The sequence below is a fragment of the Rhodococcus indonesiensis genome (genome assembly GCF_047782815.1).
In the GTDB taxonomy this organism is placed as follows: Bacteria; Actinomycetota; Actinomycetes; order Mycobacteriales; family Mycobacteriaceae; genus Rhodococcus; species Rhodococcus indonesiensis.
The window spans coordinates 2121195-2134612 of record NZ_CP180630.1 but is presented as its reverse complement, the minus strand read 5'-3'; the positions used below and the strand labels follow the sequence as shown (position 1 = coordinate 2134612).

At 67.9% G+C, this 13418-nt stretch carries 13 protein-coding genes, 2 tRNA genes and 1 pseudogene; 6 read left to right on the top strand and 10 right to left on the bottom strand.

Features of this window, described 5'->3' with window-relative positions:
- Positions 1 to 27: 27 nt before the first annotated feature.
- Both ACM26Y_RS09995 and fdhD read left to right on the top strand, forming a co-directional pair.
- Positions 28 to 378, top strand: a pseudogene (locus tag ACM26Y_RS09995) (hypothetical protein); the annotation flags it as partial.
- 65 nt (positions 379 to 443) lie between these two features.
- Positions 444 to 1256, top strand: coding sequence for a formate dehydrogenase accessory sulfurtransferase FdhD (gene fdhD / locus ACM26Y_RS09990; RefSeq protein WP_371383153.1), 813 nt, complete (start codon positions 444 to 446; stop codon positions 1254 to 1256).
- Between the two features lie 16 nt (positions 1257 to 1272).
- On the opposite strand, the gene ACM26Y_RS09985 is transcribed toward fdhD, so the two are convergent.
- Positions 1273 to 2448 carry an alpha/beta hydrolase family protein gene (locus ACM26Y_RS09985; RefSeq protein WP_003938134.1) on the bottom strand — a complete coding sequence of 392 codons (1176 nt, stop codon included), beginning with the start codon at positions 2446 to 2448 and terminating at the stop codon, positions 1273 to 1275.
- Between the two features lie 63 nt (positions 2449 to 2511).
- Between ACM26Y_RS09985 and ACM26Y_RS09980 the strand changes: the two genes are divergently transcribed.
- The gene (locus ACM26Y_RS09980; protein ID WP_235157486.1) at positions 2512 to 3153 is read left to right on the top strand and encodes a helix-turn-helix domain-containing protein; all 642 of its coding nucleotides are present in this window, start codon (positions 2512 to 2514) and stop codon (positions 3151 to 3153) included.
- Positions 3154 to 3178: 25 nt separating this feature from the next.
- On the opposite strand, the gene ACM26Y_RS09975 is transcribed toward ACM26Y_RS09980, so the two are convergent.
- Positions 3179 to 4051: a shikimate dehydrogenase gene (locus ACM26Y_RS09975; protein ID WP_003938132.1), complete on the bottom strand. Its 873-nt coding sequence runs from the start codon at positions 4049 to 4051 to the stop codon at positions 3179 to 3181.
- Between the two features lie 100 nt (positions 4052 to 4151).
- Here ACM26Y_RS09975 and ACM26Y_RS09970 point away from each other — a divergent pair, with 100 nt between their 5' ends.
- Together ACM26Y_RS09970 and ACM26Y_RS09965 are read left to right on the top strand one after the other, a co-directional pair.
- Complete coding sequence (locus ACM26Y_RS09970; RefSeq protein WP_416063343.1) at positions 4152 to 4802, top strand: TetR family transcriptional regulator; 651 nt, start codon at positions 4152 to 4154, stop codon at positions 4800 to 4802.
- 166 nt (positions 4803 to 4968) lie between these two features.
- Complete coding sequence (locus ACM26Y_RS09965) at positions 4969 to 6312, top strand: MFS transporter (protein ID WP_003938130.1); 1344 nt, start codon at positions 4969 to 4971, stop codon at positions 6310 to 6312.
- Between the two features lie 128 nt (positions 6313 to 6440).
- Here ACM26Y_RS09965 and clpX read toward each other — a convergent pair whose 3' ends face one another.
- The 5 genes from clpX to ACM26Y_RS09940 form a co-directional block, all read right to left on the bottom strand.
- Positions 6441 to 7718 carry an ATP-dependent Clp protease ATP-binding subunit ClpX gene (gene clpX / locus ACM26Y_RS09960; RefSeq protein ID WP_416063342.1) on the bottom strand — a complete coding sequence of 426 codons (1278 nt, stop codon included), beginning with the start codon at positions 7716 to 7718 and terminating at the stop codon, positions 6441 to 6443.
- Positions 7719 to 7946: 228 nt separating this feature from the next.
- Positions 7947 to 8633 (bottom strand): ATP-dependent Clp protease proteolytic subunit, encoded by a 687-nt coding sequence (locus tag ACM26Y_RS09955; protein WP_003938128.1) that lies wholly within the window; start codon positions 8631 to 8633, stop codon positions 7947 to 7949.
- Between the two features lie 49 nt (positions 8634 to 8682).
- A complete protein-coding gene (locus ACM26Y_RS09950) occupies positions 8683 to 9309 on the bottom strand; it encodes an ATP-dependent Clp protease proteolytic subunit (protein ID WP_003938127.1) in 627 nt (208 codons plus the stop codon).
- A 181-nt stretch (positions 9310 to 9490) separates the two neighbouring features.
- Positions 9491 to 10867 (bottom strand): trigger factor, encoded by a 1377-nt coding sequence (gene tig / locus ACM26Y_RS09945; protein WP_416063341.1) that lies wholly within the window; start codon positions 10865 to 10867, stop codon positions 9491 to 9493.
- A gap of 99 nt (positions 10868 to 10966) precedes the next feature.
- Positions 10967 to 11043, bottom strand: a tRNA-Pro gene (locus ACM26Y_RS09940).
- Between the two features lie 137 nt (positions 11044 to 11180).
- Here ACM26Y_RS09940 and ACM26Y_RS09935 point away from each other — a divergent pair.
- Positions 11181 to 11254, top strand: a tRNA-Gly gene (locus ACM26Y_RS09935).
- Positions 11255 to 11262: 8 nt separating this feature from the next.
- Here the strand turns inward: ACM26Y_RS09935 and ACM26Y_RS09930 are convergent.
- From ACM26Y_RS09930 to ACM26Y_RS09920, 3 genes are all read right to left on the bottom strand, one after another.
- Positions 11263 to 11631, bottom strand: coding sequence for a carboxymuconolactone decarboxylase family protein (locus ACM26Y_RS09930; protein ID WP_416063340.1), 369 nt, complete (start codon positions 11629 to 11631; stop codon positions 11263 to 11265).
- A gap of 59 nt (positions 11632 to 11690) precedes the next feature.
- Positions 11691 to 13082: a wax ester/triacylglycerol synthase family O-acyltransferase gene (locus ACM26Y_RS09925; RefSeq protein WP_371383159.1), complete on the bottom strand. Its 1392-nt coding sequence runs from the start codon at positions 13080 to 13082 to the stop codon at positions 11691 to 11693.
- A gap of 159 nt (positions 13083 to 13241) precedes the next feature.
- The gene (locus ACM26Y_RS09920) at positions 13242 to 13412 is read right to left on the bottom strand and encodes a hypothetical protein (RefSeq protein ID WP_371383173.1); all 171 of its coding nucleotides are present in this window, start codon (positions 13410 to 13412) and stop codon (positions 13242 to 13244) included.
- Positions 13413 to 13418: the final 6 nt, after the last annotated feature.

Sequence of the window (13418 nt, the reverse complement as noted above, 5' to 3'; positions counted from 1 at the left end):
GCATCTCCCGCGGGTGAGGATGGACACATGACGCGACACGGTTCGCTGCACGACATCGTGGAATCCGACCTCGACCTCACCGAGCCGAAGGACCATGCCGCCGGCGTCCCGGCGGTCCTGGTGTCACTGAAGCACGCCCGCGAACGGAGGGGCGTCGCCCGCACCGCCGCGACGCTGCCGCGTCCGAACCAGCGTCATGGCTTCGACTGCCCGGGCAGTGCACGGCCCGAGACCCCCGACCATCGCAAACCCGCGGAGTTCTGCGAGAACGGCACCACCCCGGACCACGCCGTATTCTACACCTCCGGTCGCACCAGCAAGGAGGCCGCGTTCCTCTACCACCTGCCGATCCGCAGCTACGGCACCGACAACATGCCCGCGAAGCCCGACACCGCGGTCTCCGAAGCCGTTGTCGCGCGGCTCGAACCGGCCGGGACCGACTGATGGGACGCGTCACCACCCGCCGGGCCGTCCTGCGGATCACCGCGGACGGGCAGGCACGCCGGCCGGACAGCCTCGCGGTGGAGGAACCGCTCGAGATCCGCCTGGACGGCCGCGCCCTCACGGTGACGATGCGGACCCCGGGACACGACGTGGAACTCATCCACGGCTTCCTGCTCGCGGAGGGCATCATCGGGGGCCGAGAGGACGTCGCCGTGGTGCGCTACTGCGACGGGGTCGACGACACCGGCGCCAACACGTACAACGTGCTCGACGTGCAGCTCGCGCCCGGCGTCGCGGTGCCGGACGGGGCGGGCGCACGCAACTTCGTCACGAGTTCCGCGTGCGGAGTGTGCGGGAAGGAGTCCCTCGATCAGGTGCGCACCCGTACCCGGTTCCCGCTGACCGACGGCTTCACGATCTCCGCCCGCGCCCTGGTCGGCATGCCTCCCCGGATGCGGCAGCGGCAGAAGGTTTTCCAGAGCACCGGGGGCCTGCACGCGGCAGCGCTGTTCACCCCCGACGGCGCTCTGCTGGCGCTGCGGGAGGACGTGGGCCGGCACAACGCGGTCGACAAGGTGCTCGGCTGGGCACTGACCGAGAACCGGATCCCGTTGTCGGACAGTGTGCTCGTCGTCAGCGGCCGGGCGTCCTTCGAGCTGGTGCAGAAGGCCGTGATGGCGGGGGTGCCGGCGCTCGGCGCGGTGTCGGCCCCGTCGTCGCTCGCGGTCGATCTCGCCGCGGAGGCGGGCCTGACACTGGTCGGCTTCCTCCGCGGCGACTCGATGAACGTCTACACCGGCACCGTCGCGTGAATCGACGGCACGCCCGTCAGCTGCAGACCGCCGCCGGCGCCTCGCCGGAGCTCACCTTCTCGACGAACGAGCGCACGTCGTCGTGGGCGGCCTCGAGCACGCCGCGGTGGTCGGCACCGTCGTAGACCTCGTACGAGAGCGAGGATCCGTTGCCGCACAGGGACTTCGTGACCTCGTCGGTGACCTGGCGGGACACGAGCACGTCGGTCGTCCCCTGCACGACGAGGGTCGGCACGGTCAGCGTCAAGGCCTCGGGCTCCTGCGTGGCGAAGTACTCGGTCAAGCGACCGACGTCGGCGCCGGGTGCGAACACCTGGTCCACCGGCACGGTCGCGGCCGCGGCGCGCACGTCGTCCATGCATCCGGTGCGTGCCGCCGCGAGCAGCGGGCGGGAGGCGTCGGTGAGCATCGCGTCGGCGGAGATGTCCGGGTCCGCGGCCTCGGCGCCGAGCAGGAGAACGGGCAGGAAGCTCAGAGCCTGTGCGATGCCCGGACCGCCGGTTTCGAAGTAGGCGGCCGTCTCGCTGGTGCGGCTGCCCGGGGCGTAGGCGACCGCTCCCTGCAGTTCGAGTTCGGGGGCGCGTTCGGCGCCGTGCGCGGCGGTGAACAGCGCGGCGTGCCCGCCCTGGCTGTGCCCCATCGCCGTCCATCGGGTGCCGATGGCGGGGTCGGCTTCGCGGGCCGCACGCACGATGTCGACGACGGTGTTCGCGGCGCTGTCGCCGTTCATGTACGGATGGCCGCCAGGTGTGCCGAGACCCTCGTAGTCCGTCTGCACGACGACGTAGCCGTCCGCGACCCACCGATCGAGCATGGCGGTGGTGCGGGACAGGTAGCCGTGTGCGGGTCCGCCGACCGTGTCGGCGGACGGGGCGCACGCGTCCCCGACACCGGTGGTGCCGTGGGCCCAGCTGATCACCGGCCACCCGCCGTCGGGAGCATCGCCGCGGGGGACGGCGACCGTCCCGGATACGAGGATGGTGCGGCCGGCCGCATCCTCGGACAGGTAGGTGATCAGTTCGGTACGCGCCGCACTGGGCAGTGCCGCAGCGGTGGTCAGGGGACGGGAGCTGACGAGTGCACCGGGCGCGCGCTCGGACGGCGGCTGCTCCGCCTCCGAACACGCCGTTGCAGCCAGCATCGAGGACAGAGCGAGCGCGACGACGACGCGCCTACCGGAAAGACCAGCCACGAGTTCCTCCGTTAAGATGCTCGTATTAAATGGAAAGTTGAGCTTCTTAGTACAGTGGACGTCATGGTCGTGTCAACGGGTCGTCTCGCTCTACTCGACGCCGCGGAGGAACTGATCGCGCACCGCGGCATCCACGGCGTCTCGGCGCGGGAGGTCGTCAAAGCTGCGGGCCAACGCAACAATTCGGCCGTCGCGTACCACTTCGGATCGTGGCACGGACTGCTCGATGCGGTGTGGACCCGGCATGCACCGCGGGTCAACGCGGAACGGGCCGCCCTCGTGGACGCTGCCCGCCTCGACACACCGCCACACTTGGAACGACTGGTCTTCGCCTACGTCCACCCGCTCACGACCGAGGTCGCCCGCGGCCGCCCCAGCTACTGGGCACGGTTCAACGAGCAGTGGCTCGCCGTGGCGCCACTGGAGTTCCTGACAGTCCCCGCCGCGAACGCGTCCCGTGCGGACTACTACCCGACCGACGAGTCGCTCGCAGTGCTCACGTCCCTGTTCGAGGCGATCGTGCACAGTCTCGAGCTGGCAGAGGCCGAGGCCCAGCGCCGGGTCGGCCTGACGGTGCGGTTCGTCATCGGCTCCTACGCCGCCTGGGAACGCGCCCACGACGTGGGGGAAGCGCCGGAATTGGGGGCGTTCGAGTCGGAGATCGTCGACCTGGCATGTGCGATGCTCCGCGTGCCCGGACGGTGACCGGGGCGTCCCCGGGAGGTGCGGGTCAGACGGCGACCTTCTCCGCTTCGATCAGCGAGGTCATGTGCGCGAGCATCCGATCGGCATCGGGTTCCACGCCGGTGAAGATGCGGAATGCATCGACGGCCTGGAAGACCGCCATGCCCGCCCCGGTCAGCGTCGGGGCGCCGAGCGCCCGGGCGCGCAGGACGAGTTCGGTCTCGATGGGCCGGTAGACGACCTCGGCGACCCACAGGTCGGGACGCAGCAGCGCCGGATCGAAGGCCGTCCCGGGGTGGGCGGCCATGCCGACGGGCGTCGCGTGGACGAGGCCGTCGGCGGCGGCCAGCAGCCGGGGCAGCTCGTCCGGCGTCGCCGAACCGACGTCGGCGCCCGGGAACAACACGGTCAGCTTGTCACGCAGGGCGGTGGCTCGTGCGAGGTCGGGGTCGACGACGGTGAACTCGCGCGCCCCGCGGGTGAGCACCGCGTAGGCGACCGCCGCACCGGCTCCCCCGGCGCCGAGCTGGACCACTCTGTCGAGGGCGACACCGCCCAGGCCCCGGTCGAAGTTGCGACCGAATCCGGACCAGTCGGTGTTGTGCCCGATCGCCCGGCCTCCGTCGAAGAGGACGGTGTTGACGGCACCGAGCCGGCTCGCCTCCGGGGAGAGGTCGTCGAGGTGCTCGATGACCGCCTGCTTGCACGGATGGGTGATGTTCAGACCGCGGAAGCCGAGGTCGTGCGCGGAGCGGAGCAGCCGCGGCAGATCGGCCACCGCCAGACCCAGCACGTCGAGGTCGATGATCTTGTAGACGTAGCGCAACCCCTGCCGCGCACCCTCCACCTCGTGCATGGGCGGGGTCAGCGACGCACCGATGCCGGTTCCGATGAGGCCGCAGAGGATGGAGTCGGTCATGGCGGGCCCTTCCCAGCGCAATGTACGAACTAGTGAGTTACAAGATGTAGCGTACGGCCAGGGCGGGGCCGACACAACACCCGGTCGCTAAGGTGGCGCCATGGCAACCGAGCAGACCACCGGCCGACGCCGTCGCAACAGCGACCTCACCAGGGAGAACATCCTCGAGGTGGCCACGGCGGAGTTCGCGGACAAGGGGCTGTCCGGAGCCCGGGTCGATGAGATCGCCGAGCGCACGCAGACCACCAAGCGGATGATCTACTACTACTTCGGCGACAAGGAGGGCCTCTACCGGGCCGTCCTCGAGAACTCGTACGGAACGATCCGCGCCCAGGAACGCGAGCTGGACCTCGCAGACCTCGGCCCCGTGGAAGCCATCCGCACGCTGGCCGAGGCCACGTTCGACCATCACGACCATCATCCCGACTTCATTCGCATCGTCGCCAACGAGAACATGCTCCGCGGTGAGCACATCCGACGGTCGACCCGGCTCGCCGGCCTGGGAGCGCCCGCCGTCGACGTGCTCACCGGCATCCTCGAACGCGGCCGGGACGACGGAATCTTCCGCGACGGCGTGGACGCTCTCGACATCCACCTCGTGATCAGCAGCTTCTGCGTCTTCCGCACCGCCAACCGGTACACCTGGCAGGCACTGTTCGACCAGGACCTCGCCACGGACGAACTGCGGACCCGGCACCGGCGGATGCTGGGCGATCTCGTGGTCGCCTACCTGACGACCGCGCCCGACTGACGGGCCCCTGCGCCGCAGCGTGTCGGCGCGCTTCCTGAAAATTTATGAACTATCTAGTTCATACATCTTGCGGTGGGCGTGTGATGGCGCCTACATTCGGAACGACGCAGAACGAACCCGGGTTCGTATCTCGAACATCCCCCATCTTTTCCGCACAGGAGACGCGATGACCGCGCACACCCTCGACACACCGGAGAATTCCGGTATGACGACCGCTGCCCGCCCGCACGACACCACCAAGGTCAAGCGCGCGGCGTCGTCGGCCTTTCTCGGCAGCATGCTCGAGTACTACGACTTCTACATCTACGCCTCCGCCGCTGCCCTGATCTTCCCGACGGTGTTCTTCCCCGACAGCGGGCACGCGGCACTGCTCTCCCTGTCGACCTTCGGCGTCGCCTACGTCGCGCGGCCCCTCGGCGCCGTGGTCCTCGGTCACTTCGGTGACCGGGTCGGACGCAAGAACGTCATGCTGTTCACCCTCATCCTGATGGGTGTCGCCACCTTCGGCATCGGCCTGATCCCCAGCGCCGAGTCGATCGGCGTACTGGCGCCCGCACTGCTCGTCCTGATGCGCATCTTCCAAGGCATCTCCGCCGCCGGCGAGCAGTCCGGCGCCAGCTCGCTGACCCTCGAGCACGCCCCGCAGAACCGTCGCGCGTTCTTCGCGAGCTGGACCCTCAACGGCACCCAGGCCGGCTTCATCCTCGCCAGCCTGGTGTTCCTGCCCGTCGCGGCCATGCCCGACGACATCCTCTACAGCTGGGGCTGGCGCGTCCCGTTCTGGGGCAGCCTGCTCGTGCTCGTCGCCGCGTACGTCATGCGCCTCAAGCTCGAGGAGCCGGAGGAGTTCGCGGAGACCAAGAAGGCCGACGACGTCGCCAAGCTGCCGGTGGCCGACCTGCTGCGAACCCACCCCGCCAACCTGGCCCGCGTGGTCTTCTGCGCCTTCGTCGCCGTCGTGAGCACGATCTTCGCCGTCTTCGGCCTGGCGTTCGCGACCAGCGACGAAGTGGGCATCGCCAAGTCGACGATGCTCGCAGTCGCGATCGCCGCCAACGCCGTCGCCCTGTTCAGCCAGCCCGCCCTCGCCGCTCTGTCGGATCGGGTCGGCCGTAAGCCCGTCTTCGTCACCGGCGTCCTCGGCTCGGCGGTGTTCGTCTTCGTGTACTTCCAGGCCATCTCGACCGGCAACGTCGCGCTGATCTTCGCCGCCGGCATCGTCCTGATGGGTCTGCTCTACGCCGCACCCAACGCGATCTGGCCGTCGTTCTACGCCGAGATGTTCAACACGAAGGTCCGCTACTCCGGTATGGCGATCGGAACCCAGCTCGGCTTCGCCATCGCCGGTTTCGCACCCGCCATCGGCACCGCGCTCATGGGCGGCGACCCGACGAACTGGCTGCCCGTCGCGATCCTGACCTCCGGCGCCTGCCTGGTGTGTGCGGTCTCCGCACTGTCCGCGAAGGAGACCTTCCGGACCCCGCTGCGCGAGCTCGGCAACCGGATCTGACCCTTCCCGTCGGGACCGAATGTCACATCGCGTCGATGACATCGATGCGATGTGACATTCGGTCGTACAGGTTCCGCGAATACGAGTAGGCCCCGGCACATGTGCCGAGGCCTACTCGTATTCCGCGATCAGGCGGTCTTGTCGCGACGCTCGCGCTCGGGCTTGCGCGGCACGATCGTGGGAAGCACGTTGTCGTTGACGGTTCCGGCGGTGACGACCACCTTGGCGACGTCGTCGCGGCTCGGGATGTCGTACATCACCGGCAGCAGGACCTCTTCCATGATGGCGCGCAGACCGCGGGCACCGGTACCACGCAGAATCGCCTGGTCGGCGACCGCTTCCAGGCCGTCCTGGGTGAACTCGAGTTCCACCCCGTCCATTTCGAAGAGCCGGACGTACTGCTTGACGAGTGCGTTCTTCGGCTCCGACAGGATCTGCACGAGCGAATCCTTGTCGAGGTTCGTCACCGAGGCGACGACGGGCAGGCGACCGATGAACTCGGGGATGAGCCCGAACTTGATCAGGTCTTCGGGCATGACCTCGGCGAAGTGATCGGTGGTATCGATCTCGGCCTTCGACTTCACCTCGGCGCCGAAGCCGATTCCGCGCTTGCCCACCCGGTCCGAGACGATCCGCTCGAGTCCGGCGAAGGCACCGGCGACGATGAACAGCACGTTGGTGGTGTCGATCTGGATGAACTCCTGGTGCGGGTGCTTGCGCCCGCCCTGCGGCGGCACCGACGCCTGGGTGCCCTCGAGAATCTTCAGCAGCGCCTGCTGGACGCCCTCACCGGACACGTCGCGGGTGATGGACGGGTTCTCGCTCTTGCGGGCGATCTTGTCGACCTCGTCGATGTAGATGATCCCGGTCTCGGCGCGCTTGACGTCGTAGTCGGCCGCCTGGATGAGTTTGAGGAGAATGTTCTCGACGTCCTCACCGACATAGCCGGCCTCGGTCAGCGCGGTGGCGTCGGCGATTGCGAAAGGCACGTTCAGCATCTTCGCGAGGGTCTGCGCCAGATACGTCTTGCCGCAGCCGGTGGGTCCGAGCAGCAGGATGTTCGACTTGGCCAGCTCGACCGACTCGCCACGCGTGTCGCGCGCCTTCTCGCCCGCCTGGATGCGCTTGTAGTGGTTGTAGACCGCCACCGCGAGGGTCCGCTTCGCGGAGTCCTGCCCGATGACGTAGTTGTCGAGGAACTCGCGGATCTCGGCCGGCTTGGGCAACTCGTCGAGCTTGACCTCGTTGGACTCGGCCAGCTCTTCCTCGATGATCTCGTTGCACAGGTCGATGCACTCGTCGCAGATGTAGACCCCTGGGCCCGCAATGAGCTTCTTGACCTGCTTCTGGCTCTTTCCGCAGAAAGAACATTTGAGCAGGTCGCCCCCGTCACCGATACGTGCCATCTGTCAGGTCCCTACTTCCTCGTGAGCGTGCAACCGATCCCGCGACCGCCGACAGCGCCGGTCCGGGGAGCGGGCCCTTGGAACGACCGTACCCGGAGACAGCGACGGCGGTCGACCGGTTCCGGGCGATTCGGGCCATTATTTGTGCGGCGCAGCGGCAATGCCGCGCGAGCACACCGGCCCGGCCACGAAGGCGCGCGGGGCGCACTCCGGGCCGGGCCGAGGCGGTTACTTCTGGGCCGAGAGCTTGCGGTACTCGAGCACGTTGTCGATCAGACCGTAGTCGACGGCCTCCGCGGCGGTGAGGATCTTGTCGCGGTCGGTGTCCTTGCGGATCTGATCGGGATCCTTGCCGGTGTGCTTGGCCAGCGTCGTCTCCATCAGGCGGCGCATGCGCTCGATCTCCGCTGCCTGGATCTCCAGGTCGGACACCTGGCCCTGGATGCCGCCGGTGGCGGGCTGGTGGATGAGCACGCGGGCGTTGGGCAGGGCGAGCCGCTTACCGGGGGTACCGGCAGCGAGCAGCACCGCCGCCGCCGATGCGGCCTGGCCGAGGCAGACGGTGGTGATGTCGGCACGCACGTACTGCATGGTGTCGTAGATCGCCATCAGCGACGTGAAGGAGCCGCCGGGCGAGTTGATGTACATCGTGATGTCGCGGTCGGGGTCCAGCGACTCGAGCACCAGCAGCTGAGCCATGACGTCGTTTGCGGACGCGTCGTCCACCTGCACGCCGAGGAAGATGATCCGTTCCTCGAAGAGCTTGTTGTACGGGTTGGACTCCTTGACTCCGTAACTCGAATGCTCGATGAACGAAGGCAGGATGTAGCGGCTCGCCGGGGATGCGGGGGCGGTGCCCCCCGGGGCGGCAGCAGCTTGGCCGCCGAGCTGGCGCGGATCGAACAGGTTGGTCATCGCTTCTCCAGGAATTCGTGGGGCGTAGAGCGGATCGGGGGGCTCGGAACTAGTTGCCGGTGCCGCCGGCCTGCTGCGCCCGCGAGACGACGTGATCGACGAAGCCGTACTCGAGCGCTTCCTTGGCGGTGAACCAGCGGTCGCGGTCCGAGTCCTTCGTGATCTGCTCGACGGTCTGGCCGGTGTGCTCGGCGATCAGTTCCGCCATCTCCCGCTTGGTGTGCGCGAACTGTTCCGCCATGATCGCGATGTCGCTGGCGGTACCGCCGATGCCGGCGGACGGCTGGTGCATCATGATCCGCGCGTGCGGCAGCGCGTACCGCTTGCCCCGCGTGCCGGCCGAGAGCAGGAACTGCCCCATGGAGGCAGCCAGACCCATTGCGAAGGTCGCCACGTCGCACTCGACGAACTTCATGGTGTCGTAGATCGCCATGCCTGCTGTGACGGATCCACCCGGGGAGTTGATGTAGAGCGAGATGTCGCGAGTCGGATCCTCCGCGGACAGCAGCAGGATCTGCGCGCAGAGCTTGTTCGCGATGTCGTCGTCGACCTGGGTACCGAGGAAGATGATCCGCTCGCGCAGCAGCCGCTCGTAGACCGAGTCGCTGAGGTTGAGCCCAGCGGTGGCCGAGGTCATCGTGGGACCGATGGATGTCGCCGGATTCTGAGGAGTCACGGTACCTGCCTTCTCGTCAATCGTGGATTGCTGACACTGACAGTAACGAAGTGGGGCGGCACCGGATGCCCGGTGCCGCCCCACTTCGCTCAAAGCGGAAATTTCCACTCGGTGTACCCGGTGGCGGACCGTCGCCACGCCCCGCGTGCAATCGCGCGGTGCGGCAACGGATCTCGACCGGCTACTCGGATTCGCCCTCGCCGGCCGAAGCCTCGGCGTCCTCGGACTCGTCGTTGCTCTTCGTGCCGAACAGCTCGGAGGTGTCGACCGTGGCGCCACTGGTGTCGGTGACGGTGGCGCGGTCCACGACGCTGCCGAGGGCCTTGCCGCGACGGACGTCTGCGTAGACGGCGCCGAGCTGGTTCGCCTGGCCGATCTGCTGGATGAACTGCTCCGGCGGGATCCCGTAGCGCTGCGCCTGGAAGAAGATGCGCTCGGTGAGCTCTTCCTGCTCGACGGTGGTGCCTTCGGCCTCGGCGATCGCGTCGAGCAGCAGCTGCACCTTCACGGCACGCTCGGCCGACTCACGGGTGTCCTTGTCGAACTCCTCGCGGCTCGAGCCCTGTTCCTCGAGGAGCTCGTTCAGCTTGGTCTCGTCGTGATCGAGCGCGTGGATGGCGTCGTGCAGGGCGCCGTCGATCTCGGCCTGGACGACAGCCTCGGGCAGCGGCACCTCGACGGTCTCGAGCAGCACGTCGAGAACCTTGTCGCGGATCTGACCGGCCTGCTCGACCTTCTTGACCCGGGAGACCCGCTCGCGCAGATCCGCCTTGAGCTCGTCGAGGGTGTCGAACTCGCTCGCGAGCTGGGCGAACTCGTCGTCCTCGGCGGGCAGCTCGCGCTCCTTGACGCTGTTCACGGTGACGGTGACGACGGCCTCGTCGCCGGCGTGGTCACCGGCGACCAGCGTCGTGGTGAACTCCTTCGACTCGCCCGCGGACATGCCGACGAGCGCCTCGTCGAGGCCGTCGATGAGCTGACCCGAACCCACCTCGTGGGACAGACCGGTGGTGGAGGCCTCGGGGACCTCCTCGCCGCCGACGGTCGCGGACAGATCGATGGACACGAAGTCACCGTCCTGCACCGGCCGCTCGACACCGGTGAGGGTGCCGAAGCGCTGACGCAGGGACAGCAGCTGCTCCTCGACGGCCTCGTCGGTGATCTCCACGGGATCGACGGTGACCTCGATGGAGGAGAAGTCGGGCAGGGTGATCTCCGGCCGGACGTCCACCTCGGCGGTGAAGACGAGCTCGACGTTGTCCTCGAGCTTGGTGATGTCGACCTCGGGCTGGCCGAGGACCTTGACCTCGTTGGCGGTCACGGCCTCGCTGTAGCGGGCCGGGATGGCGTCGTTGACGACCTGCTCGAGCACGGCGCCACGCCCGACGCGGGCCTCGAGCAGCTTGCGCGGAGCCTTGCCCGGCCGGAAGCCGGGAAGTCGGACCTGGCTGGCGAGAGCCTTGAACGCGCGGTCGAAATCAGGCTGGAGCTCCTCGAAGGGCACCTCAACGTTGATACGGACTCGCGTCGGGCTGAGCTGCTCGACGGTGCTCTTCACGGACATGCTCCTTCTGTCGTGCTCGTGTGTCGTTCTGTTCGTGCTCGTGTGTCGTTCGATCAAGCTGTCGCCGGGTGCGCGGTCCCACCCGGTTCCTCCTGGTCGGGATGACAGGATTCGAACCTGCGACCCTCCGCTCCCAAAGCGGATGCGCTACCAAGCTGCGCCACATCCCGTCGACACCGGCACCCGGAACCTTCCGGGGACCCGCGGGAGAATCCTACGGCCCCCCGATTATGAAATCCAAAGCGAGGTTGGGTACAGTCTGTTCCTGCACGCGGCGGACCCGGAAACCCGGGTCGATCGCATGCATGGGGATGTAGCTCAATGGTAGAGCCCCAGTCTTCCAAACTGGCTACGCGGGTTCGATTCCCGTCATCCCCTCCACCGGACCGTCACCGGTCTCGCTGTTCCTCGGCGTCGGCGAATTCGCAGAACGCGGTGTACGCCCGCGAACCGTAGATCGTCGCGGGACCTCCCTGCATGAGGAATGCGACGCCGATCGCCTCGGCCGCCTCCTGTCTGCTCGCCCCGGCACGGACGGCGCTGCGCGCATGGGAGGCGATGCAGCCGTCGCATTCGTCGACGACGCCGATGGCGAGCGCGATCAGTTCCTTGGTCTTGGTATCGAGGGCTCCGGGGGCGAAGGCGGCCTTGCTCAGTGCGTTGAAACCCTGATAGACCTCGGGGATCGCGGCGCGCAGCGCGCGGTGCTGCGGATTCAATTCGTTGAGGATTTCCCGGTAGTGCCCGTGCTCGCCCATGAGCCGACGGTAGACATCCACACCCGGCGCGGGCGCCGAATCGGCGGATTCAGGGCGCGTCACACAGCATGCGAGAGCCGCAGCAGCCCGTCGATCTCGTCGGTGAAGGCGCGGACGAGATTCTCGGGATCGGGCACCCGGTCCGCGTCCGCCTTGAATCCGACCCGGACCTTGCCGCTGTAGCTGAAGATCGAGACGCCCAGGGTCTGCTCACCTGCGCCGGGCACCCAGGCGAGCACACCGCGGATCTTCGCCCCTCCCAGGTATCGGTCGCTCGTCGGGCCGGGAACGTTGGTGGTGACTCCGATGGCCTTGTCGGAGAAGAAGTCCACGAAGAACCTCTCCAGTTCCGGGCCGGTCCGCCCTATCGCCTTGATCAAGCCGAAGGTGAGTGTCACCTCGGGTGAGTGCTTGATGACCTCCATACGCCGATGGGTCTCGACGATGCGTTCGAGCGGAGTCGCCAGCCCCGACGGGTATTTGAAGAGCACCAGAGCGAACTGGTTCCCGAGTTCCTTCGGGAGGGGCTGGTCGAGGGGGCGCACGTTGACGGGCACCATCGTGGGTACGTCCTGCGGCTCGCCGCCGTGCTCACGGATGTACGTCGCGAGTGCGCCGGCGACGGCACCCATGAGCACGTCGTTGACGGTGGTGCCGGTCCCGTGACCGATGTGCTTGATGTCGTCGAGCGGAAAGGGCTCGCACCACACCGCGCGCTTGGCCGTTCCGGGTCGGCCGCTGAGCGGCGTGTGCGGTTTGGGTCCGAGCACGAGCTTGTCCGCGATCTCGCCGGTGCGTTCGACCTGGGTGAAGGCGTCGCCGAGGACATGCGGATCGAACAGTTTGGGCAGGTCCCACAGCATGTGGGCGACGCCGGATGCGGCACCGGCGGTGGTCGATATCGCGGTGCCGGCCAGTTTGGCCGCGCCCTCGAGAAGGCCGGCACGGTGCTCGGGCTCAGCGTCCGCGGGGGCGTCGAGGTCACTGTCCGGAGTCTCGCCGGTCATCGAGAGCATCACCTGGTTGAGCGCGATGCCGTCGGCGATGCAGTGGTGGAGCCGGGTGTAGACCACGGCTCCGTGCCGGTATCCGTCGATGAGGTGCATCTCCCACAGGGGGCGGTGACGATCGAACGGCACCGGCATCCGCTGCTCGATGTACTGCTGCAGGGTCGCGTCGTCACTGCGGGGCAGGGTCGTCCGGATCAGGTGGTTGTCGAGTTCGAACGCCGGGTCGTCCTCCCAGTGCGGCGACCCGATGTGGGTGCGCGGCTGCACCGGGCGTTGCCGGAATGCGGGGTAGGCGTCGACGAATCGGCGCTGCACGAGGGACACCACGCGCGACCAGTCCACAGGCCCCTCGAAGAACATCAGCGAGTCGATGATCATGAGGTTCTCGGGCCGGTCCATGTTGAGCCAGATGGTGTCCACCGGCCCCATCACTCTGTTCACCACGGATGTCCCTTCTCGAGTGGGCGTCTACGAGTTTTTCATCGGCACGCGGACCGCGGAAGGGTCATTGGCCCTCGGAGCGCGCCGCGGCGACACCCCGCCCTGCTCGAGCAGGGCGGGGTGTCGCCGCGGCGGAGGCGCAGTCTCGTCGAGGTGCGGTCAGCGGCGGAAGAGCCCACCGAGGGTGTGCGCCTGCGCACCGGGGGTGGTGTCCTGGCCGCAGGTGCAGCGCTCGGGTGCGGGCACGGCACGCATGACGGCGTCGACATGCTGGCCGCAGCCGTCCCAGCCGGTCTTTCCGCAGTTCGGGCAGGTGACGGGGTAACACATGGGGTC

Coding starts and splice junctions, on each gene's coding strand:
- fdhD (WP_371383153.1), top strand. CDS start 444: ATGGGACGCGTCACCACCCGCCGGGCCGTCCTGCGGATCACCGCGGAC.
- ACM26Y_RS09980 (WP_235157486.1), top strand. CDS start 2,512: ATGGTCGTGTCAACGGGTCGTCTCGCTCTACTCGACGCCGCGGAGGAA.
- ACM26Y_RS09975 (WP_003938132.1), bottom strand. CDS start 4,051: ATGACCGACTCCATCCTCTGCGGCCTCATCGGAACCGGCATCGGTGCG.
- ACM26Y_RS09970 (WP_416063343.1), top strand. CDS start 4,152: ATGGCAACCGAGCAGACCACCGGCCGACGCCGTCGCAACAGCGACCTC.
- ACM26Y_RS09965 (WP_003938130.1), top strand. CDS start 4,969: ATGACCGCGCACACCCTCGACACACCGGAGAATTCCGGTATGACGACC.
- clpX (WP_416063342.1), bottom strand. CDS start 7,718: ATGGCACGTATCGGTGACGGGGGCGACCTGCTCAAATGTTCTTTCTGC.
- ACM26Y_RS09955 (WP_003938128.1), bottom strand. CDS start 8,633: ATGACCAACCTGTTCGATCCGCGCCAGCTCGGCGGCCAAGCTGCTGCC.
- ACM26Y_RS09930 (WP_416063340.1), bottom strand. CDS start 11,631: ATGGGCGAGCACGGGCACTACCGGGAAATCCTCAACGAATTGAATCCG.
- ACM26Y_RS09920 (WP_371383173.1), bottom strand. CDS start 13,412: ATGTGTTACCCCGTCACCTGCCCGAACTGCGGAAAGACCGGCTGGGAC.